The organism is Streptomyces sp. NPDC004561 (assembly GCF_053602155.1).
Window position 1 is genome coordinate 1 of the sequence record NZ_JBSGDB010000126.1, and the last position, 20,413, is coordinate 20,413.

General features: G+C 71.7%; 17 protein-coding genes, 1 pseudogene and 1 riboswitch. Of the genes and pseudogenes, 12 read left to right on the plus strand and 6 right to left on the minus strand.

Annotated features, from left to right (window positions below):
- The 4 genes from ACWEN3_RS18535 to ACWEN3_RS18550 all read left to right on the plus strand — a co-directional run.
- Positions 1–379: sensor histidine kinase (locus ACWEN3_RS18535; RefSeq protein ID WP_452971833.1), on the plus strand; the 379-nt coding region annotated here is incomplete at its 5' end.
- Positions 376–1,065 (plus strand): response regulator transcription factor, encoded by a 690-nt coding sequence (locus ACWEN3_RS18540; protein WP_452971835.1) that lies wholly within the window; start codon positions 376–378, stop codon positions 1,063–1,065. The genes ACWEN3_RS18535 and ACWEN3_RS18540, both read left to right, overlap by 4 nt.
- Positions 1,066–1,134: 69 nt before the next feature.
- The gene (locus ACWEN3_RS18545; protein ID WP_452971838.1) at positions 1,135–1,683 is read left to right on the plus strand and encodes a DUF485 domain-containing protein; all 549 of its coding nucleotides are present in this window, start codon (positions 1,135–1,137) and stop codon (positions 1,681–1,683) included.
- Positions 1,680–3,272, plus strand: coding sequence for a solute symporter family protein (locus tag ACWEN3_RS18550; protein ID WP_452971841.1), 1,593 nt, complete (start codon positions 1,680–1,682; stop codon positions 3,270–3,272). Before ACWEN3_RS18545 ends, ACWEN3_RS18550 begins: the two co-directional genes overlap by 4 nt.
- 17 nt (positions 3,273–3,289) lie before the next feature.
- Here the strand turns inward: ACWEN3_RS18550 and ACWEN3_RS18555 are convergent, their stop codons facing one another.
- On the minus strand, positions 3,290–3,982 hold the full coding sequence (locus ACWEN3_RS18555) for a response regulator (protein ID WP_452971844.1): 693 nt from the start codon (positions 3,980–3,982) through the stop codon (positions 3,290–3,292).
- 159 nt (positions 3,983–4,141) lie between these two features.
- On the opposite strand from ACWEN3_RS18555, the gene ACWEN3_RS18560 reads away from it, so the two are divergent.
- From ACWEN3_RS18560 to ACWEN3_RS18570, 3 genes are read left to right on the plus strand one after another with little or no spacing between them, the layout of a single operon-like run.
- On the plus strand, positions 4,142–4,957 hold the full coding sequence (locus tag ACWEN3_RS18560; RefSeq protein WP_452971847.1) for an ABC transporter ATP-binding protein: 816 nt from the start codon (positions 4,142–4,144) through the stop codon (positions 4,955–4,957).
- Positions 4,947–5,810 (plus strand): ABC transporter permease, encoded by an 864-nt coding sequence (locus tag ACWEN3_RS18565; RefSeq protein WP_452971850.1) that lies wholly within the window; start codon positions 4,947–4,949, stop codon positions 5,808–5,810. Before ACWEN3_RS18560 ends, ACWEN3_RS18565 begins: the two co-directional genes overlap by 11 nt.
- 49 nt (positions 5,811–5,859) lie before the next feature.
- Positions 5,860–6,930 carry an ABC transporter substrate-binding protein gene (locus tag ACWEN3_RS18570; RefSeq protein WP_452971852.1) on the plus strand — a complete coding sequence of 357 codons (1,071 nt, stop codon included), beginning with the start codon at positions 5,860–5,862 and terminating at the stop codon, positions 6,928–6,930.
- A gap of 34 nt (positions 6,931–6,964) precedes the next feature.
- On the opposite strand, the gene ACWEN3_RS18575 is transcribed toward ACWEN3_RS18570, so the two are convergent.
- From ACWEN3_RS18575 to ACWEN3_RS18590, 4 genes are all read right to left on the minus strand, one after another.
- On the minus strand, positions 6,965–7,645 hold the full coding sequence (locus ACWEN3_RS18575; RefSeq protein WP_452971855.1) for a response regulator: 681 nt from the start codon (positions 7,643–7,645) through the stop codon (positions 6,965–6,967).
- A complete protein-coding gene (locus ACWEN3_RS18580) occupies positions 7,645–9,321 on the minus strand; it encodes an ATP-binding protein (protein ID WP_452971857.1) in 1,677 nt (558 codons plus the stop codon). Before ACWEN3_RS18580 ends, ACWEN3_RS18575 begins: the two co-directional genes overlap by 1 nt.
- 110 nt (positions 9,322–9,431) lie before the next feature.
- Positions 9,432–10,373 carry a sucrase ferredoxin gene (locus ACWEN3_RS18585; RefSeq protein WP_452971860.1) on the minus strand — a complete coding sequence of 314 codons (942 nt, stop codon included), beginning with the start codon at positions 10,371–10,373 and terminating at the stop codon, positions 9,432–9,434.
- A 97-nt stretch (positions 10,374–10,470) separates the two neighbouring features.
- The gene (locus ACWEN3_RS18590) at positions 10,471–11,727 is read right to left on the minus strand and encodes a citrate synthase (RefSeq protein WP_452971862.1); all 1,257 of its coding nucleotides are present in this window, start codon (positions 11,725–11,727) and stop codon (positions 10,471–10,473) included.
- Positions 11,728–11,840: 113 nt separating this feature from the next.
- On the opposite strand from ACWEN3_RS18590, the gene ACWEN3_RS18595 reads away from it, so the two are divergent.
- Both ACWEN3_RS18595 and ACWEN3_RS18600 read left to right on the plus strand, forming a co-directional pair.
- Complete coding sequence (locus tag ACWEN3_RS18595; RefSeq protein ID WP_452971865.1) at positions 11,841–13,007, plus strand: citrate synthase; 1,167 nt, start codon at positions 11,841–11,843, stop codon at positions 13,005–13,007.
- A 70-nt stretch (positions 13,008–13,077) separates the two neighbouring features.
- The gene (locus tag ACWEN3_RS18600) at positions 13,078–14,139 is read left to right on the plus strand and encodes a CobW family GTP-binding protein (RefSeq protein ID WP_452971867.1); all 1,062 of its coding nucleotides are present in this window, start codon (positions 13,078–13,080) and stop codon (positions 14,137–14,139) included.
- Here the strand turns inward: ACWEN3_RS18600 and ACWEN3_RS18605 are convergent.
- Positions 14,136–16,595 (minus strand): DNA gyrase/topoisomerase IV subunit A, encoded by a 2,460-nt coding sequence (locus ACWEN3_RS18605; protein ID WP_452971870.1) that lies wholly within the window; start codon positions 16,593–16,595, stop codon positions 14,136–14,138. The two genes, ACWEN3_RS18600 and ACWEN3_RS18605, sit on opposite strands and share 4 nt — an antisense overlap.
- A 317-nt stretch (positions 16,596–16,912) precedes the next feature.
- On the opposite strand from ACWEN3_RS18605, the gene ACWEN3_RS18610 reads away from it, so the two are divergent.
- From ACWEN3_RS18610 to ACWEN3_RS18620, 3 genes and pseudogenes are all read left to right on the plus strand, one after another.
- Positions 16,913–18,307, plus strand: a complete 1,395-nt coding sequence (locus ACWEN3_RS18610; RefSeq protein WP_452971872.1) for a M16 family metallopeptidase — start codon at positions 16,913–16,915, stop codon at positions 18,305–18,307.
- Positions 18,304–19,692, plus strand: coding sequence for a M16 family metallopeptidase (locus ACWEN3_RS18615; RefSeq protein WP_452971875.1), 1,389 nt, complete (start codon positions 18,304–18,306; stop codon positions 19,690–19,692). The genes ACWEN3_RS18610 and ACWEN3_RS18615 overlap by 4 nt, the downstream gene beginning before the upstream one ends.
- A 223-nt stretch (positions 19,693–19,915) precedes the next feature.
- Positions 19,916–20,075: riboswitch (cyclic di-AMP (ydaO/yuaA leader) on the plus strand.
- Between the two features lie 12 nt (positions 20,076–20,087).
- Positions 20,088–20,413: pseudogene (locus ACWEN3_RS18620) on the plus strand (M23 family metallopeptidase); the annotation flags it as partial.

Sequence of the window (20,413 nt, forward strand, 5' to 3'; positions counted from 1 at the left end):
GCGGGGCGAACTGACGCCGCTGGAGGACTTCCTGGGCGAGCTCGTCAGCGGCGCCGACAGCGCCGAGGTCACCGTCACGGGTGAGCGCAGGCCCCTGCCGGCCGAGGCGTCCCAGGCCGTGCGCAGGGTCGCGCAGGAGGCGCTGACGAACGTCCGCAAGCACGCCCTCGGCGCCAAGGTGCAGCTGCGGCTCGACTACAGCGAGCACGAAGTGACGCTGAACGTGAGGGACTCGGGCGGGCGGCCGGGCGAACTCACGGGATCCGGCGCCGGGTACGGTCTGCTCGGGATGCGTGAGCGTGCCGAGCTGCTGGGCGGCTCGCTGGACGCGGGGCCGGACGAGGAAGGGTTCGTGGTGACGCTGAAGGTGCCCGTATGACGGAGACGGAGGGGGAGAGGAAGCCCGCGCGGGTGGTGGTCGCCGACGACCAGACCGTGGTGCGGGAGGGCATCGTGATGCTTCTCGGGCTGCTGCCGGGTGTCGAGGTCGTCGGTGCCGCGGGGGACGGCGAGGAGGCGGTGCGGCTGGTCGGGGAACTCGCCCCGGACGTCGTCCTGATGGATCTCAGGATGCCGCGCTGCGACGGCGTGGAGGCCACCCGGCGGATCCGGGAGCAGTACCCCGGGACCCAGGTCGTGGTGCTCACGACGTACGCCGACGACGAGTCGCTGTTCCCCGCGCTGCGGGCGGGAGCGCGGGGGTATCTGACCAAGGACGCGGGCGGTGACGAGATCGTCCGTGCCGTGGAGAGCGTGCTGTCGGGGGACGCGGGGCTGTCGCCGAGTGTCCAGCGCCGGTTGCTGGAGCGGCTGTCGCAGCCCGAGCCCCGCCCGGCGGAGACCGCCGCCGCGACGCCCGACGGGCTGACCGCGCGTGAGACCGAGGTCCTGGTGCTGATCGCGGAAGGCCTCACCAACCAGGAGATCGCTCGCAGGCTGCATGTCTCCACCGCGACCGTGAAGACACACATCAACAACCTCTTCGCCAAGACGGGCCTCAAGGACCGGGCGCAGGCGGTGCGTTACGCGTACGGCAAGGGCCTGGTGCGGCCCCCCGCGGAGTGAATCACCTTTTGGGGTGAAGAGGGCAGGGAAGGAGAGTCAGGGATCTTCCCGATCTGTCCATCCTTGGGCATGCAGTCAAGCAACGGTCGTGCCCGCGGGGCCGGGGACGGTCCCGAGAGTTCGGCCGAGAACCAGGAAGACCACGGCATCCCCACCCGCGACGTGAGGTACGAGGACCCTTGGTACGACGCGCTGGCCTCCGGCTGGGGCGAGGTGGACGGCGCCGGGATGCCGGCGCCGGCCGTACCGTCCGCGCGCCGGGAGCGGAGCGGAGCGGCGGTGCGCGCACGCGACGTGTACGTCGAGGTGCAGCGCAGCGCGGCCTTCCAGGAGGTACGCAGCCGGTACCGGCGGTTCGTGGTGCCGGGCGTCGCCGCCTTTCTCGCCTGGTACGTGGGGTACGTGGTCGCCGCGACGACGGTGCCCGGGCTGATGGCGCGGCCCGTGGCGGGGGCGGTGAACGTGGCGATGCTCGCGGGGCTCGGGCAGTTCCTCACCACGTTCCTGCTCACCTGGGCGTACGCCCGGCACGCGAGGCTGCGCCGGGATCGGGCCGCGCTGGAACTGCGCTGGGACACCCAGGAATTGGCCCGTGGTGCGCGCGGAGGTGCCTCGTGACCGGCGGTCATCAGACCCTGGCTCTGCTGCTGTTCAGCGGATTCGTGGCGGTCACCCTCGGGATCACGACCTGGGTGAGCCGTAGGCGTCATGGTTCGGCGGAGGAGTTCTACGCGGGCGGCCGGTTGTTCTCCCCGATGGAGAATGGTTTTGCCATCGCGGGCGACTACGTGTCCGCGGCCTCCTTCCTCGGAGTCACGGGGCTCATCGCGCTGTTCGGGTACGACGGGCTGCTGTATGTGGTGGGCTTCCTCGTGGCGTGGCTCGTGGTGCTGTTCCTGGTGGCCGAACTGGTGCGCAACTGCGGGAGGTTCACGCTCGCCGACGTGGTGGCCGCGCGGATGAGGGACCGGCCGGTGCGGATCGCCGCGGGAACGTCCTCGGTCACCGTGTCCGTTCTGTATCTGGTGGCGCAGATGGTCGGCGCGGGCAGCCTGGTGGCGCTGCTGGTCGGGCGTACGGGTGCGGCGGCCCAGGTCTGGACGGTCATCGGAGTCGGCGCGCTCATGGTGATCTATGTGTCGTTGGGCGGGATGCGGGCCACCACCTGGATCCAGATCGTGAAGGCGGTTCTGCTGCTCGGCGGGACGATCGCGCTGACCGTGCTCGTCCTGCTGCGCTTCCACGGCGATGTCGACCGGCTTCTGGTGACGGCCGCGGAGCGCAGCGGTCACGGGAACGCGTTCCTGGCGCCGGGCCTGAGGTACGGCGGCAACTGGACCGCCCGCCTCGACTTCATCAGCCTGGGACTCGCGCTGGTGCTGGGCACGGCGGGGCTGCCCCACATCCTGTCCCGCTTCTACACCGTGCCGACCGCGCGGGCCGCCCGCCGCTCCGCGGTGTGGTCCATCGGCCTGATCGGCGGGTTCTACCTGATGACGATCGTCCTCGGCTTCGGGGCGGCGGCGATCGTGGGGCCCGAGGCCCTTCGCGCCTCTAACGCGGCCGGGAACACGGCTATGCCGCTGCTCGCCCTCGATTTGGGCGGCGGCGTCGGCTCCACGGGGGGCACGGTTCTCTTCGCGGTGGTCGCCGCGGTGGCCTTCGCCACGATCCTCGCCGTGGTCGCCGGCATCACCCTGGCCTCCTCGGCCTCGGTCGCCCATGACCTGTACGCGTCGCTCCGGCGGTCGCGGGGCAGGGCGCGCAGCGAGGTGGCCGTGGCGCGGGTCGCGGCGGTCGGCATCGGCGTCGTGGCGATCGCGCTCGGTCTGCTGGCCCGCGACCTCAACGTCGCCTTCCTGGTCGGCCTCGCCTTCGCGGTCGCCGCGTCGGCGAACCTTCCGGTGCTGATGTACTCGCTGTTCTGGCGGGGCTTCACCACACGCGGCGCGGTGTGGGCCGTGTACGGCGGGCTGATCCCGGCGCTCGGACTCGTGCTGCTCTCGCCGGTGGTGTCCGGCAGCCCGGGCTCGCTGTTCCCGGACCTCGACTTCCAGTACTTCCCGTTGCAGAACCCGGGGATCGTCTCCATCCCGCTGGGCTTCCTCGCGGGCTGGCTCGGAACGGTGACCTCGGACGAGGTCGCGGACGAGGCCGGGTTCGCCGAGACGGAGGTCCGGTCCCTCACCGGAGCCGGTGCCGTGTAGCGCGGCCGTACGGACGCCTACGGCGCCACCCACGCGTACCGGTGTTCCGGACGGCCGGTGTCGCCGTACTTCAGGGAGAGGCGAAGCCGGCCGGCCTGTTCCAGGTGGCGGAGGTAGCGCTGGGCCGTGGAGCGGCTCAGACCGGTGCGGGCGGCGACCTCATGGGCCGACAGCGGACTGCCGGCCCGGTGCAGGACACCGCAGATCAGGTCCGTCGTGGGCTCCGTGTGGCCGCTCGGCAGGCCGGGTGCGGACGGAGCGGGGGCCGTCCGCAGCGCCCCGAAGATCCGGTCCACCTGCTCCTGCCCCGTCAGGGCCCGGCCGCCGACCCGGTCGACGGTGCGGCGCAGGGCGGCGTAGGAGTCCAGGCGGGCGCGCAGGGCGGCGAAGGTGAACGGCTTGACCAGGTAGTGCAGTGCGCCCAGACGCATCGCCTGCTGGACGGTCGTCACATCACTGGCCGCCGTGATCATGATGACGTCCGTGCCGTGGCCCTGCTCCCGCATGCGGTGGACGAGTTCGAGGCCGGTCTGGTCCGGCAGGTAGTGGTCGAGCAGAACCAGGTCGATGGCGCCGCGTCCGACGGCTGCCAGGGCCTGGGCGGCGCTGTGCGCGCGGGCGGTCACCCGGAAGCCGGGAACCTTTCCCACGTACTTGGCGTTTATCTCTGCGACGCGGAAGTCGTCGTCCACTACCAGGACGTCAATCATCAGGCCTCTCCTTCAAGGCCGAGCGAGCGTTACGCCCGTGGTTCGGCTCCGCAGTTGTAACGCGAGCAAAAAGAGCACAACAGGCCCTTGCGAGCAAAAGAACTGGTTGTGCTCACAAGACTGCTGTCGTGGCCGGGGTCACACCTACCGTCCCGGGCCATGAGCGCACACACCAGCCCCGCCATCGAGTTGCGGGGCGCGAGCAAGACCTTCAGAACCCCGTCCGGCGGACTGCACACGGCCGTGCTCGGCCTGGACCTCACCGTCGAGCGCGGCGAGTTCGTGGCCGTCGTAGGGCCGACCGGCTGCGGCAAGTCCACCACCCTGACCCTGGTCAGCGGTCTGGAGGAGCCCAGCGAGGGCGAGGTGCTGGTGGCCGGCGAGCCGGTCGACGGCGTCGGCGACAAGGTCGGCTTCGTCTTCCAGCAGGACGCCACCTTCCCGTGGCGTACGGTCCTGTCCAACGTCATGGCAGGTCCACGCTTCCGCGGCGTGCCCAGCGCGGAGGCGAAGGAGAAGGCACGGGACTGGCTGGCCCGGGTCGGGCTCGCCGGCTTCGAGGACCGTTACCCGCACCAGCTCTCCGGCGGTCAGCGCAAGCGCGTCGCCCTCGCCGCCACCTTCGTCAACGACCCCGAGATCCTGCTGATGGACGAGCCGTTCTCGGCGCTCGACGTGCAGACCCGGGCGCTGATGTCGGACGAGCTGCTGGAGCTGTGGGAGGGCACGGGCGCCTCGGTCGTCTTCGTCACCCACGACCTCGAGGAGTCCATCGCGCTGGCCGACAAGGTCGTCGTCATGACCGCCGGGCCCGCCACCGTGAAGCAGGTCTTCGAGATCGACCTGCCCCGGCCGCGCAAGGTCGAGTCGGTGCGCCTGGAGCCGCGGTTCATCGAGATCTACCGGGAGATCTGGGAGTCGCTCGGCGAAGAGGTCCGCATCACCCGCGAGAGGGGTGTCGCCCGTGTCGCCTGAAGTTCTCAGCACGCCGGTCGTCGACACCGTCAAGGCCCCCGACCGAGCCCAGACCCGCGCCCAGGCCGCCCGCCGGCGCAAGCTCCTCGTCAACGCCGTGCGCGTGGTGCTCCTGGTGGCCGTCCTCGGCCTGTGGGAGGTACTGTCCCGGGCGAAGGTCATCGACCCGTTCAACTTCTCGATGCCCTCGAAGATCTGGGACCAGATCTGGACCTGGATGAACCACGGGACCGCCCTCGGCTCCCTGGGCGAGCAGATCTGGTACACGCTCTACGAGGCACTGCTCGGTTGGGGCATCGGCGTGGTCGCCGGTGTGCTCCTCGGCATTGCGCTCGGGCGGATCAGATTGCTCGCCGAGGTCCTTGGTCCGTACATCAAGGTGCTCAACTCGATCCCCAGGATCGTCCTGGCACCCATCTTCCTGATCTGGTTCGGACTCGGCCCCTCCTCCAAGATCGCCTCCGCCGTGGTGCTGGTCTTCTTCCCGGTGTTCTTCAACGCCTTCCAGGGCGCCCGTGAGGTGGACCGCAACCTGGTGGCCAACGCCCGCATCCTGGGCGCGAGCGACCGCAGGGTGACCCTCCAGGTGGTCATTCCGTCAGCCACCTCCTGGATCTTCACGAGCCTCCACGTCAGCTTCGGCTTCGCGCTCATCGGCGCCATCGTCGGCGAGTACATCGGCGCGACCAAGGGCATCGGCCTGCTCGTCGCGCAGTCGCAGAACACCTTCAACGCGGCCGGCGTGTACGCCGCGATGGTCATCCTCGCCGTCGTCGCCCTCGTCGCCGAAGGCCTGCTGACCTTCGCCGAGCGCCGCATCTTCCGCTGGAAGCCCTCCGGTTCCGACAGCTGACCCGCCGCTTCCCCTCCCCGCACCGCTCACTCACAAGGACGTGAACCGTATGCGCAAGACCGCCAGATACGCCTCGATGGCCGCCGCCGGCCTGCTCGCCCTCTCCTCGCTCACCGCCTGCGCCAACGACGCGGCCGGCTCCACGGCCGACAGCGGCAGCGGCAGCGGAAGCGGCGGGGGCGGCGGCAAGGGCGAGACCGTCAAGATCATGGTCGGCGGCCTGGACAAGGTCATCTACCTGCCCGCGATGCTCACCCAGCGCCTCGGCTACTTCCAGGCCGAGGGACTGAACGTCCAGCTGCTCAGCGAGCCCGCCGGCGTCCAGGCCGAGACCGCGCTGGTGTCCGGCCAGGTGCAGGGCGCGGTCGGCTTCTACGACCACACCCTCGACCTCCAGACGAAGGGCAAGTCGGTCGAGTCCGTGGTGCAGTTCTCGCACGCGCCGGGCGAGGTCGAGGTCGTGTCCGACAAGGCGGCCAGGGACCTCACCTCGCCGAAGGACTTCAAGGGCCGCAAGCTGGGCGTGACGGGGCTCGGCTCCTCGACCGACTTCCTCACCAAGTACCTGGCGGTCAAGAACGGTGTGAACGTCAGCGAGTTCACGCCCGTGGCGGTGGGAGCCGGCCCGACGTTCATCGCGGCGCTGCAGAACGGCGCGATCGACGGCGGTATGACCACCGACCCCACCGTCGCGACGATCCTGGACAAGAAGGCGGGCAAGATCCTGCTCGACATGCGCACCCCTGAGGGTTCGCAGAAGGCACTGGGCGGTCCGTACCCCTCGTCAAGCCTGTACATGCAGACGGACTGGGTCAACGGGCACAAGGAGACCGTCCAGAAGCTGGCCGACGCCTTCGTCAAGACGCTCAAGTGGATGTCCACCCACAGCGCCGACGAGATCGCCGCCAAGATGCCCGCCGACTACTCCCAGGGCGACAAGGCGCTCTACGCCCAGGCCGTCAAGAGCACCCTGCCGATGTTCACCGACGACGGCGTGATGCCGCAGGGCGGTCCGGAGACCGTCGAGAAGGTCCTCAAGGCGTTCAACCCGAACATCAAGAACGCGAACGTCGACCTGAGCAAGACGTACACGACCGAGTTCGTCGACGCGGCCAAGTAGGCGGAACGCCGAACCACCGCCGCATGACGTGCGCTCAGGCGCGGGTCGCCCACACGTAACGGTGTTCCGGGCGGCCCGCGTCGCCGTACCTCAGGGTCAGCCGCGCCCGCCCGGTGCGCTCCAGGAGCTTCAGATAGCGCTGGGCGGTCTGCCGGCTCAGCCCCGTCCGCTCGGCGATCTCCTGGGCGGACAGTGCGTCCGAGGCGTTCATCAGCGCCTGGCGCACCAGTTCGGCCGTCGTGGGGGAGTGACCCTTGGGCAGCGCCGGTCCGGGCGGCGCGGACAGGGCGCCGAAGATGCGGTCCACCTGGGCCTGTTCCGCATCGCCTCCGAAGTCCAGCGTGCGCCGCAGCTCGGCGTACGCCTGCAGCTTGGCCCGCAGACCGGCGAAGGCGAACGGTTTCATCAGGTACTGCAGGGCCCCCTCCCGCATGGCGGCCCGCAGGGTGGTGACGTCCCGCGCCGCCGTCACCATGATCACGTCGGCCTGGTGGCCGCGCCGGCGCATCTCCCGGACCACCGCGAGACCCGTGTCGTCGGGCAGGTAGTGGTCCATCAGGACGAGATCGAGCCGCGGCAGGGTCTCCACCTGGCGCAGCGCCTCGGCCGCGGTGTGCGCCTCGCCCGCCACGTGGAAACCGGGCACCTTCTCGACGTAGGCGGCGTTGACCCGGGCGACCCGGGTGTCGTCGTCCACGACCAGGACCTCGATCATCACGCCTCCTCCTCGGCGACCACGCCGCTCTCCCGGGACCCGCCGCGCGCCGCCGGCTCCAGCTCCGGCTCGGTCAGCGTCTCCGGCAGGACCACGGTGAACTCCGCGCCGCCGCCGTCGGCCGTGTCCACGGTCGCGCTGCCGCCCTGGCGTTCGGCGAGCCGGCGCACCAGCGAGAGCCCTATGCCCCGCTTGCCGTGCGCGGGCGGCTTCTTGGTGGTCCATCCTTCGGTGAAGATCAACTCCCGTTGGCCGGACGGGATTCCGGGGCCCGTGTCACGCACCCTGAGGACGACCGTACGACCCTCGGTGCGCAACTCGACCTCCACGCGCGCGTGGAGGGTGCCCGCGACCGCGTCGAGGGCGTTGTCCACGAGGTTGCCGACGACCGTGACCAGACCCCGCGGGTCGATCAGCCGGTCCGGGAGCCGGGTGCGTTCCGACACCCACAGGGCGACTCCGCGCTCGGCCGCCACGGTCGCCTTGCCGACCAGCAGCGCGGCGAGCAGCGGGTCCTGGATCCTCTCGGTGACCTGCTCGGCGGTGACCCGGTGGTCGCCGACCACCTCGCCGACGAACTCCACCGCGTCGTCGTACATCTCCAGTTCCAGCAGCCCGAGCACGGTGTGCATACGGTTGGCGTGCTCGTGGTCCTGGGCGCGCAGGGCGTCGATCAGCCCGTGCGTGGAGTCGAGTTCCCGCCCCAGCTGCTCCAGTTCGGTGCGGTCGCGCAGGGTGACGACGGCGCCGCCGTCGTCGGTGGGCATGCGGTTGGCGACCAGCACGCGCTGGCCGCGCACGGTCAGCAGATCGGTGCCGTTCACCCGGCCGGCCAGCACGTCCGTCGTACGGCCTTCGCCGAGCGCCTCGTCGGGGGTCCGCCCGACGGCCTCGTCGCCGATGCCCAGCAGCCGTCTGGCCTCGTCGTTGAGCAGCCGGACCCGGCCGCCCCGGTCGAGGGCGACCACTCCCTCACGGATGCCGTGCAGCATCGCCTCGCGCTCCGCGAGCAGCGCCGAGATGTCGGAGAAGGCCAGGTCCCGGGTCTGCCGCTGGACCCGGCGGGAGATCAGCCAGGCGGCCAGCGCGGCCACCGCGAGGGCACCCCCGGCGTACGCGAACAGCTCCGGGATCGCGCCGATCAGCCGCGCCCGCACGCTGTCGTAGGCGATGCCGACCGAGACCGCCCCGATGATGTGGTGGTGGGCGTCGTACAGCGGCACCTTGCCCCGCGCCGAGCGTCCCAGCGTGCCCTCGTCGATCTCCATGACCTCGTTGCCGGCCAGGGCGTCCCGCGGGCTGGTGGAGACCTCGTGGCCGATGTTCGAGGTGGTCGGATGCGACCAGCGCAAGCAGTGGGTGTCCAGCACCACGATGTACTCGGCGTGCGTGGCCTTCCGGATCCGTTCGGCCTCCTTCTGCACCGGGCCGTCGGTGGTCGGCGGGGTGGACAGGACGCCCTCGGCGATCTGCGGGTCCTGGGCCGTGGTCTCGGCGATGGCCAGCGCGCGGCGCATCGCCTCCTGGTCCAGCTGCTTGCTCAGCGGCGCCAGGAACAGACCGGTCGCGAGCACCGCCACTCCCGCGGCGATCGCCACCTGCATCAGCAGCACCTGCGAGAACACCCGCCGTGGCATACCGAGGCGCAGACGGCGTGCGGGGGCAGTGGGACTCATACGCACGAAGGTACGTGGCAGGCCCCGGCGCGCCCCAGGGGGTGTGGTGTGGATCTCTTGACCGGTTGTTGAGAGAGCCGTGGCTCATCTTGACGACGTTGACGCGCCCCTCAGCCGGCCAGCGCCGTCGGCCGTGCTTCGCGCACCGCCACCACGTCCATCCGCGCGGGCGCGCCCAGGACCGCGGCGCCACAGCTCTCCGGGCGGGGCGGCAGTGATCGGCCCTGGGCCACGGTGACCCGCCAGCGGCGGCCGTCGGCATGGCCGACGACGACCTCCCAGCGCGGTGCGGCGCCGTCGGTCCGTACGACGCTCAGCACGCCCGCCCGGTACTCGCCCGCCACCGAGCGGACCGCCAGCTCGGCCGCCTGGCCGGGCCGTTCCCAGGCGGAGCACCCCCGGCACCCCTCGACGACCACGCGGCCCTCCTGGACGCCGTGCAGGGCCTCCTTGACGGTGTGCGCCTCGGCGCGGCCGTAGGCGTAGCCGTACGGCAGGACGAGCACCGTCGGCGCGAAACGATGTCCACCCAGATGGGTGACCTCCCAGACCCCGCGCACCCCTGAGGCGGCCAGCTCGGTGGCGAGCGGGCGGCCCAGCAGGGCGCAGCACCGGTCGCGCCTGCCGTTGGTGCACACGAGGGCGAGCGGGTCACCGGTGTGCGGCCGCCCGCCGAGCGCCTCGGCGAAGGAACGGTGGTCGCCCGCGCCGAGGGCGGCGAGATCGAGGTCGAGGAGGCGCCGCGGATCGCGGGTGGTGGCGCCGTGCAGCCAGACCCGCCCCGGAACGGAGTGGGCGGCGTACACCTGCCGGATCGCGGACCCACCGGGGTCCGCGTGGCGTCCGGGGCGCCGGATGAGGGCGACGCGCACGCCGGTGCCCTCGGCCGCGGCCTCCAGCGCCCGGCCAACAGCCGGGTCCAGGTGGCTCGAAGTGAGTGCCCTGGGACCCCACGGGCCGGGCTGTTCCAGCAGCAGCCACGTCGTCGCCGTGGCCGCCGTACCGGAGACGGGCTCGTCGAGGCTCCGGGAGACGGTCGCACACCTACTCACACAGGCGAGCCTAACCTGCCTCCCCCGAGGGCGACTTCCGGCCGGGTCGGTGTGGTGTCCGGAGGGGGCCGTACTTCCCGAGGAACGGCGGTGGTTGCTACTCCGGGAGGGGCTGCGGCGGGCGCGTGCCGACGTAGTGGCCGACGGGGCGCATACGCAGCGGGCGCTCGCCGTACTCCTCCAGGGCGTGCGCGATCCAGCCCGCCGTGCGGGCGACGGCGAAGATCGTCTCGCCTGCCGTGGCGGGCATGCCGAAGGAGGCGGTGAACACGGCGAGGGCCAGGTCGACATTGGCGTGCAGCGGGGTGTGCCGGGCGGTCGTGGCGACGATGTCGCGGGCCGCGAGCAGGGCCGGCTCCGCGCGCGGGATCCGCTCCAGCAGGCCGAACAGCACGCGCGCGCGGGGGTCCTCTCCCGCGTAGAGGCGATGGCCGAGCCCGGGGATACGACGGCCCGCGCGCAGTTCGTCGGCGATCACCGGCACCGCGGTGCCCTGGTCGAGCACGTCTAGCAGCAACCGGTGGGCCAGGCCGCTGCTGGCACCGTGCAGCGGGCCCTCCAGGACGCCGAGGCCGGCCGAGACGGCCGCGTAGGCGTGCGCCCGCGCCGAGGCGGCGACCCGGACGGCGAGCGTGGAGGCGGCGAGGTCGTGGTCGGCGAGCAGGGCGAGCGCGGTGTCCAGCACGCGCAGGGAGGCCTCGTCGGCCGGCAGGCCGGTCAGCCGGCCCCACAGGCGGTGGGCGAGCGGACCGTCGTCCCCGCGGCCGCGCAGGACCGGCGGCAGCGCGGCGACGAGCGTGGGGATGAGCACGCGTGCCGTGTTGAGCACGGCGTCCTCGGACAGGTCGAAGCGCAGCGGGTCCTCGGCCGCCGCGGCGATCGTCGCCACGCGGAGGCGGTCCGTGGGGGAGGTGTGCTCGGGCAGAGCGTCCACGGCGCGGCGGGCGACCCGCACGGTCGCCTCGGGCGCGGTGAAGCTCACCCCGGGGGAGAGGCGGCCGGTCCAGAGCCACTCCGCGACCTCCTCGTAGGAGTGGCGGGCGGCCAGCTCGGTGGCGTCGACGCCCCGGAAGTAGTACCGGTCCCTGTCGATCAGCGTGATCCGGGTGCGTACCGAGAGGTCCCCGCTCGAGCCCGGAGCGCCGGCGCTCTCCCGCCGGTTGCGCCGGGCGAGGGCCTCCACCTCCTTCGCCTCGAAGGTGCTGGCGCGGCCGCCGGGTTCGCGTCTGCTGCTGAGCAGGCCGCGGCTCACGTACGCGTACACCGTCTCCGGCTTCACGCCGAGCAGTTCGGCGGTCTCCTTGGTGGTCAGCCTTCGCCCGGGGCGGTGGGGAGCGGGTTCGTGATCGCGCATGGGGGTCACCGTAGCCGCCTCTGCACATCTTGATGGCTATACATTGATTCAATCAATATTGACAAGGAAATAGTCAAGCATGGACAGTCGGATCAAGTCCAGGGAGGAGAATCATGGCCATCAACAGGACCGCCACCCCGCTCGTCGACGTACCGCGAGGCCTCGCCGGTGTCGTCGTCACGGAGACCGAGATCGGTGACGTCCGGGGGCGGGAGGGCTTCTACCACTACCGCCAGTACTCGGCGGTCGAACTCGCGCAGACCCGCCGCTTCGAGGAGGTCTGGCACCTCCTCGTCCACGGCACGCTCCCGGACCCCGGGCGCGGTGCGTCCTTCGCCGCCGAGACCGCCGCGCTGCGCCGGCTGCCCGAGGAGGTCCGCGCCGCCCTGCCCGGCATCGCCGCCGCGAGCCGCGCCTCCGGCCCATTGGCCGGCCTGCGCACGGCGCTGTCCCTGCTGGGTTCCGCGCGGGGCTTCCGGCCGGTGTACGACATCGACGCCGACCGGCGCCGCGCCGACACCCTGGCCGCCTGCGCGGCCGTACCCACCCTGCTCACCGCGCTGTACCGGCTCGGGCAGGGCCTCGACCCGGTCGAGCCGCGCGGGGCCCTCTCGTACGCGGCCAACTACCTGTACATGCTGACCGGTTCGGAACCCGACCCGCGTCACGCCCGTGCGGTCGAGCAATACCTGATCTCAACCATTGACCATGGATTCAATGCGTCAACCTTCACCGCCCGGGTCATCGCCTCCACCGGCGCCGACGTGGCGGCTTGCCTGACCGGCGCCGTCGGCGCGCTCTCCGGCCCGCTGCACGGAGGAGCCCCGAGCCGGGCCCTGGACACCCTGGACGCGATCGGCACACCGGACCGGATCGACGCGTGGATCCGCGAACGGGTGCTCGCCGGCGACCGGATCATGGGCTTCGGGCACGCGATCTACCGCACGGAGGACCCGCGCTCGCGGATGCTCCGGGAGACGGCCCTCGGCTTCGGCGGCCCCCGGGTGCACTTCGCCGTCGAGGTGGAGCGCCGGGTCGAGGCCATCCTCGCCGAGCTGAAGCCGGGCCGCGAACTCCACACGAACGTCGAGTTCTACGCCGGAGTGGTCATGGAACTGTGCGGCCTGCCCCGGGAGATGTTCACTCCCACCTTCGCGGCGGCACGGGCCGTGGGCTGGAGCGCCAACATCCTGGAACAGGCGGCCGACTCGAAGATCATCCGCCCGGTGGCGCGCTACGTGGGGCCCGAGCCGGAGGTGGCGGTGCCGGCCGTGTTCTGACCCGCGGGGGCCGACGGCGGCGCCCTCTTATCCTGGTCCGGCAGCCGGTCCACAGGAGAGAGGTCACCCGTTGGGGAACAGCAGCGGTCCGCAGATCCCGGTCGTCGTTCTCGCCGGGTTCCTGGGCTCCGGCAAGACCACGCTCCTCAACCACCTGCTGCACCGCAGCGGGGGCAGCCGCATCGGGGCCATCGTCAACGACTTCGGGACCATCGAGATCGACGCGATGGCCGTCGCGGGCGCGCTCGGCGACTCGACCGTCTCCCTCGGCAACGGCTGCCTGTGCTGTGCCGTCGACGCCGGCGAACTCGACCTCTACCTGGACCGGCTCGCCGCGCCCGCCGTCGGCCTCGACGTCATCGTGATCGAGGCCAGCGGGCTCGCCGAGCCCCAGGAACTCGTGCGGATGGTGCTCGCCAGCGAGCATCCCGGCATCGTGTACGGCGGACTCGTCGAGGTCGTCGACGCCGCCGAGTTCGACGACACGCGCGCGAAGCACCCCGAGATCGACCGGCACCTGGCCCTCGCCGACCTGGTCGTCGTCAACAAGCTCGACCGGGCGGACGACACCGAACGCGTGCTCGGGCTCGTGCGCTCCCTCACCGACCGGGCGGCCGTCGTCCCGGCCACCTACGGCCGCATCGACCCCGAGTTCCTGTTCGACCGCAGGCCGAGCGAGGAGCGCATCGGGCAGCTCTCCTTCGACGACCTGCATGATCACGGCACCGACGGGCACGCCGCTCATCCGCACACCTGCTACGACAGTCTGTCCCTCACCTCAGCCGTGCCCATGGACCCGCGCCGGCTGATGCGGTTCCTCGACAGCAGGCCCGAGGGGCTGTACCGGATCAAGGGGTACGTCGACTTCGGCCCGTACGACCCCCGCAACCGCTATGCCGTGCACGCCGTCGGCCGGTTCCTGCGCTTCTACCCCGAGCCCTGGACGCCCGCCGGGGACCGACTCACCCAGCTCGTGCTGATCGGCTCCGGCATCGACGCCGAGACCCTCGGCAAGGAGCTGGAGGCGTGCAAGGACGACGCCCCACACGCCGACGAGCACGGCATGTGGGGCGTCCTGCGCTATGTCCGGGGCTCCGAGGAGGAGCTCGGCGCGGAGTCGTACGAGGCCTAGAACACCGGGCCCGCCACCACCGCGACCGTCTTGGGCAGCGAGGTGCCCGAGCCGTCCCGGCGCGGGTCCAGCTCCGGCAGCTCCGCCGGGGTGCCGTTCTTCTGCGCCGCGTGCGCGGGAGCCGGGCCCGCCCAGCCCAGCGAGAGGCAGTCCTCGCCCTTCAGGAACCGCTGGCAGCGCACGCCGCCGGTGGCCCGGCCCTTGCGCGGGTACTGGTCGAACGGGGTCAGCTTGGCCGTCGTCTGCACCGAGTCGTCCAGCGTGCCGCGCGAGCCGGCCACCGTGAAGACCACCGCGTCGGCCGCCGGATCGATGGCCGTGAAGGAGATGACCTTGGCGCCCTCGGTGAGCTTGATGCCCGCCATACCGCCGGCCGGGCGGCCCTGCGGGCGGACGATGGAGGCCTGGAAGCGCAGCAACTGCGCGTCGTCCGTGATGAACACCAGGTCCTCCTCGCCGGTGCGCAGCTCCACCGCGCCGACGATCCGGTCGCCCTCCTTGAGCGTGATGACCTCCAACTCGTCCTTGTTGGACGGGTAGTCGGCCACCACGCGCTTGACGACGCCCTGCTCGGTGCCGAGCGCGAGACCCGGGGAGGACTCGTCCAGCGTGGTCAGGCAGACCACCGTCTCGTCGTCCTCCACGGACACGAACTCCGCCAGTGGCGCCCCTCCCGAGAGGTTCGGCGCGGCGGCTGTCTCGGGCAGCTGCGGCAGGTCGACCACGTTGATCCGCAGCAGACGGCCCGCCGAGGTCACCGCGCCGATCTCGCCGCGCGCGGTCGCCGGGACCGCCGAGACGATCACGTCGTGCTTGACGCGCCTGGCGTCGCCCTCGTCCGGGAACGGCTCGCCGGTCGCCGTGCGCGCCAGCAGGCCCGTCGAGGACAGCAGCACCCGGCACGGGTCGTCGGCCACCTGCAGCGGCACGGTGGCCGTCTGGGCGCCCGCGGACTCCAGCAGGACCGTGCGCCGGTCGGTGCCGAACTTCTTGGCGACGGCCGCCAGTTCGGCCGAGACCAGCTTGCGCAGCTCCGCGTCGGAATCCAGGATCCGGGTCAGCTCCGCGATCTCCGCGGTGAGCCTGTCCTTCTCCGCCTCCAGCTCGATGCGGTCGTACTTGGTGAGCCGGCGCAGCGGCGTGTCGAGGATGTACTGCGTCTGGACGTCGCTCAGCGAGAAGCGCTCGATCAGGCGCTCCTTGGCCTGCGCGGAGTTCTCGCTGGACCGGATCAGCCGGATGACCTCGTCGATGTCGACGAGCGCGGTCAGGAGGCCCTCGACCAGGTGCAGCCGGTCCCGCCGCTTGCCGCGCCGGAACTCGCTGCGGCGGCGGACGACGTCGAAGCGGTGGTCGAGATAGACCTCCAGCAGCTCCTTCAGGCCCAGGGTGAGCGGCTGGCCGTCCACCAGGGCGACGTTGTTGATGCCGAAGGACTCCTCCATGGGCGTCAGCTTGTACAGCTGCTCCAGGATCGCCTCCGGCACGAAGCCGTTCTTGATCTCGATGACCAGGCGCAGGCCGTGCTCACGGTCGGTGAGGTCCTTGACGTCCGCGATGCCCTGGACCTTCTTCGCGTTGACCAGGTCCTTGATCTTCGCGATGACCTTCTCGGGACCGACCGTGAACGGCAGTTCGGTGACCACCAGGCCCTTGCGGCGGGCTGTCACGGTGTCGACCGAGACCGTCGCGCGCATCTTGAAGGTGCCGCGGCCGGACGCGTACGCGTCCCGGATGCCGTCCAGGCCGACGATCCGGCCGCCGGTGGGCAGGTCCGGGCCCGGGACGTGCTTCATCAGCGTGTCCAGGTCGGCGCTCGGGTACTTGATCAGGTGGCGGGCGGCCGCGATGACCTCGCGCAGGTTGTGCGGCGGCATGTTCGTCGCCATGCCGACCGCGATGCCCGAGGAGCCGTTGACGAGCAGGTTCGGGAAGGCGGCGGGCAGCGCCACCGGCTCCTGCTCCTGGCCGTCGTAGTTCGGCGTGAAGTCGACCGTGTCCTCGTCGATCGACTCGGTCATCAGGCTCGTCGCCTCGGCCTGCCGGCACTCGGTGTACCGCATGGCGGCCGGCGGGTCGTCGTTGCCCAGGGAGCCGAAGTTGCCGTGGCCGTCGACCAGTGGCACGCGCATGGAGAAGGGCTGCGCCATGCGCACGAGGGCGTCGTAGATCGACGCGTCGCCGTGCGGGTGCAGCTTGCCCATGACCTCGCCGACGACACGGGCGCACTTCACATAGCCGCGGTCGGGGCGCAGGCCCATCTCGTTCATCTGGTAAACGATCCGGCGGTGCACCGGCTTGAGGCCGTCACGGGCGTCCGGCAGGGCGCGCGAGTAGATGACCGAGTACGCGTACTCGAGGTAGGAGCCACGCATCTCGTCCACGACGTCGATGTCGAGGATCTTCTCCTCGTACGAATCGTCGGGCGGCGGGGTCTTCGTGCTGCGGCGGGCCATCGCTGCCGGCTCCTCCTGATCTGGTCGCTCGCCTACGGGGCGCGCACCCTTCGGCTCGCTCTTGCTGAAGCGGTTGACGGATCTGTCGCGGACCATTGTGGACCGGAGCACTGACAACCCGGGCCACGACCCGGTCTCCGCGGCCCGCCCGGCGCCCGGGAGACCGCCTGAGCCGGGTGCGACGCAAGATACGCGATCCGCTGTGGGCGTACGTCCCGCGGGAACTCCGCCGGGCCCCCGCACGCTTTGCATACAGTGGCAGGAACGGCAGGAAAAGCGCGGTTCGCACAACCGCCTCCGCTCGCGAAGGGACGTACATGCCCATGGGTCACACGACCACGGCCGAGGCAGGCTCCGGGGGCCTGACAGCGACCGAGCACCGGCTGGCCAACGGTCTGCGCGTGGTGCTCTCCGAGGACCACCTGACCCCGGTGGCGGCGGTCTGCCTCTGGTACGACGTCGGCTCCCGCCACGAAGTCAAGGGGCGTACCGGCCTGGCCCACCTTTTCGAGCACCTGATGTTCCAGGGCTCCGGGCAGGTCAAGGGCAACGGACACTTCGAGCTGGTGCAGGGCGCCGGCGGCTCGCTCAACGGCACCACCAGCTTCGAGCGCACCAACTACTTCGAGACCATGCCCGCCCACCAGCTGGAGCTGGCGCTCTGGCTGGAGGCCGACCGCATGGGCTCGCTGCTGGCCGCCCTGGACGACGAGTCCATGGAGAACCAGCGGGACGTCGTCAAGAACGAGCGCCGCCAGCGCTACGACAACGTCCCCTACGGCACCGCCTTCGAGAAGCTGACCGGGCTGTCGTACCCGGCGGGCCACCCCTACCACCACACGCCGATCGGCTCGATGGCGGACCTGGACGCGGCCACCCTGGAGGACGCGCGGCAGTTCTTCCGCACCTACTACGCGCCGAACAACGCCGTGCTCTCCGTGGTCGGCGACATCGACCCCCGGGAGACCCTCGCCTGGGTCGAGAAGTACTTCGGCTCCATCGCGTCCCACGACGGCAAGCCCGCGCCCCGCGAAGGCTCCCTTCCGGAGGTCATCGGCGAGCAGTTGCGCGAGGTCGTCGTCGAGGAGGTCCCGGCGCGCGCCCTTATGGCCGCCTACCGGCTGCCGCACGACGGCACGCGCGCCTGCGACGCGGCCGACCTCGCCCTGACCGTCCTCGGCGGCGGCGAGTCCTCCCGCCTGTACAACCGGCTGGTGCGCCGCGACCGTACGGCCGTCGCGGCCGGCTTCGGCCTGCTGCGCCTGGCCGGCGCCCCCTCGATGGGCTGGCTGGACGTGAAGACCTCCGGTGACGTCGAGGTGCCGGTCATCGAGACCGCCATCGACGAGGAGCTGGCCCGCTTCGCCGAGGAGGGCCCGACGCCCGAGGAGATGGAGCGCGCCCAGGCCCAGCTGGAGCGCGAGTGGCTGGACCGGCTCGGCACGGTCGCCGGCCGCGCCGACGAACTGTGCCGGTACGCCGTCCTGTTCGGCGACCCGCAGCTCGCCCTCACCGCCGTGAAGCGCGTCCTGGAGGTCACCCCCGAGGAGGTCCAGGAGGTCGCCAAGGCCCGCCTGCGCCCCGACAACCGCGCGGTCCTGGTCTACGAGCCGAAGTCCCCGGAGATGGTCGAGGACGCCGACGTCCCCGAGGACCCGGAGTCGGAAGCGACCGTCGAGGCCGGCAACGAGAACGAGGAGACGGCCAAGTGACCGAGCTCGCCACCATGGACTTCCACCCCCGCCCCCAGGCCGGCGAGGCCAGGCCGTGGGCGTTCCCGGCCCCCGAGCGCGGCGCGCTCGACAACGGACTGACCGTGCTGAGCTGCCACCGCCCCGGCCAGCAGGTCGTCGCCGTCGAGGTGATGCTGGACGCGCCCCTGGACGCCGAGCCGGCCGGCCTGGACGGTGTCGCCACGATCATGGCGCGGGCCTTCTCCGAGGGCACCGACAAGCACTCGGCCGAGGAGTTCGCCGCCGAGCTGGAGCGCGCGGGCGCCACGCTGGACGCGCACGCCGACCACCCCGGCGTCCGGCTCAGCCTGGAGGTGCCGGCCTCCCGCCTGTCCAAGGGCCTCGGCCTCGTCGCCGACGCCCTGCGCGCGCCCGCCTTCGCCGAGAGCGAGGTCGAGCGGCTGGTCCGCAACCGCCTGGACGAGATCCCGCACGAGCTGGCGAACCCCTCCCGCCGGGCCGCCAAGGAACTCTCCAAGGAGCTGTTCCCGGGCACCTCGCGCATGTCCCGCCCGCGCCAGGGCACCGAGGAGACGGTCGAGAAGATCGACGCGGCCGCCGTACGCGCCTTCTACGACCGGCACGTGCGCCCCGCCACGGCCACCGTGGTCGTCGTCGGCGACCTCACCGGCGTCGACCTGGACGAGCTGCTCGGCGAGACCATCGGCGCCTGGGCCGGCACGCCGGGCGAGGCCCGTCCCGTGCCGCCGGTGACCGCCGACGACACCGGCCGCGTGGTCATCGTGGACCGGCCCGGCGCCGTCCAGACGCAGCTGCTCATCGGCCGCGTCGGCCCGGACCGGCACGACCGCGTGTGGCCCGCCCAGGTCCTCGGCACCTACTGCCTCGGCGGCACCCTCACCTCCCGCCTGGACCGCGTCCTGCGCGAGGAGAAGGGCTACACCTACGGAGTGCGCGCCTTCGGGCAGGTCCTGCGCTCGGCGCCGGACGGCACGGGCGCGGCGATGCTCGCCATCAGCGGCTCCGTGGACACCCCCAACACCGGTCCCGCGCTGGACGACCTGTGGAAGGTGCTGCGCACCCTCGCGGCGGACGGCCTGACCGACGCCGAGCGGGACGTCGCCGTGCAGAACCTCGTGGGCTTGGCGCCGCTGAAGTACGAGACCGCGGCGGCCGTCGCGAGCACCCTGGCCGACCAGGTCGAGCAGCACCTGCCCGACGACTTCCAGGCGACGCTGTACCAGCAGCTGGCCGCGACGGGCACCGTGGAGGCCACCGCGGCCGCCGTCAGCGCCTTCCCGGTGGACCGCCTGGTGACCGTCCTCGTCGGTGACGCCTCGCAGATCAAGGCACCGGTCGAGGCGCTCGGCATCGGCGAAGTCACCGTCGTCGCCGCGGAGTAGCGGCACGCGGAGGCCGCACGCGCGCGAGGGGCCCCTGACGACCTACGGGCCGTCAGGGGCCCCGTTGTTCCGCTCTCTTCCCCAGATGTCTGGATTAGGGCGGAGGTTGCCCCTCTGCCCTGTGGGATGCGCTACAAAAACCGGGATGCGTTTGGGAATTGAACGCGGGCCCCTTAGCGTCGACCCGGCTGTTCGTCGGGCAGTGCGCCGCACCCGCGGCACCGGACAGCCATCGCCGAGTCCCCGTACGGCGCGAGCCAGGGGAGCCGGGGACCCACCGTCCCTGGGGTGAATCGGGCGTCCGCGCGAGAGCGAGGGGCCCGTAGGAGACCTTCCTGCTCCGAACCCGTCAGCTAACCCGGTAGGCGAGAGGGAAGGAAAGGACCAGCCACTTCATGGCGTTCATGTGCGCCACCGGGAAGCACCGCAAGCCCGGCCGGGTCAAGCGCACCACCGCTCAGGCGGCCGGTATCGCGGCCCTCACGACCACCGGTGTCATCGGCACCCTCGCCGCCTCCCCGGCGCTCGCCGCCGAGAACTCCGTGGAGCAGACCGGACTGACTCCGGTCCTCACCGCGAGCGACGACATCGCCGAGCACATCGACGCGCAGGCCACCGCCCAGAAGCAGGCCGCCGACCAGCGGGCGGCCGAGGAGGCCGCGGCCAAGGCCCGTCCGGCCTCCGCGACCGGCTCGCAGGACGTCTACACGCCCGCCAAGGC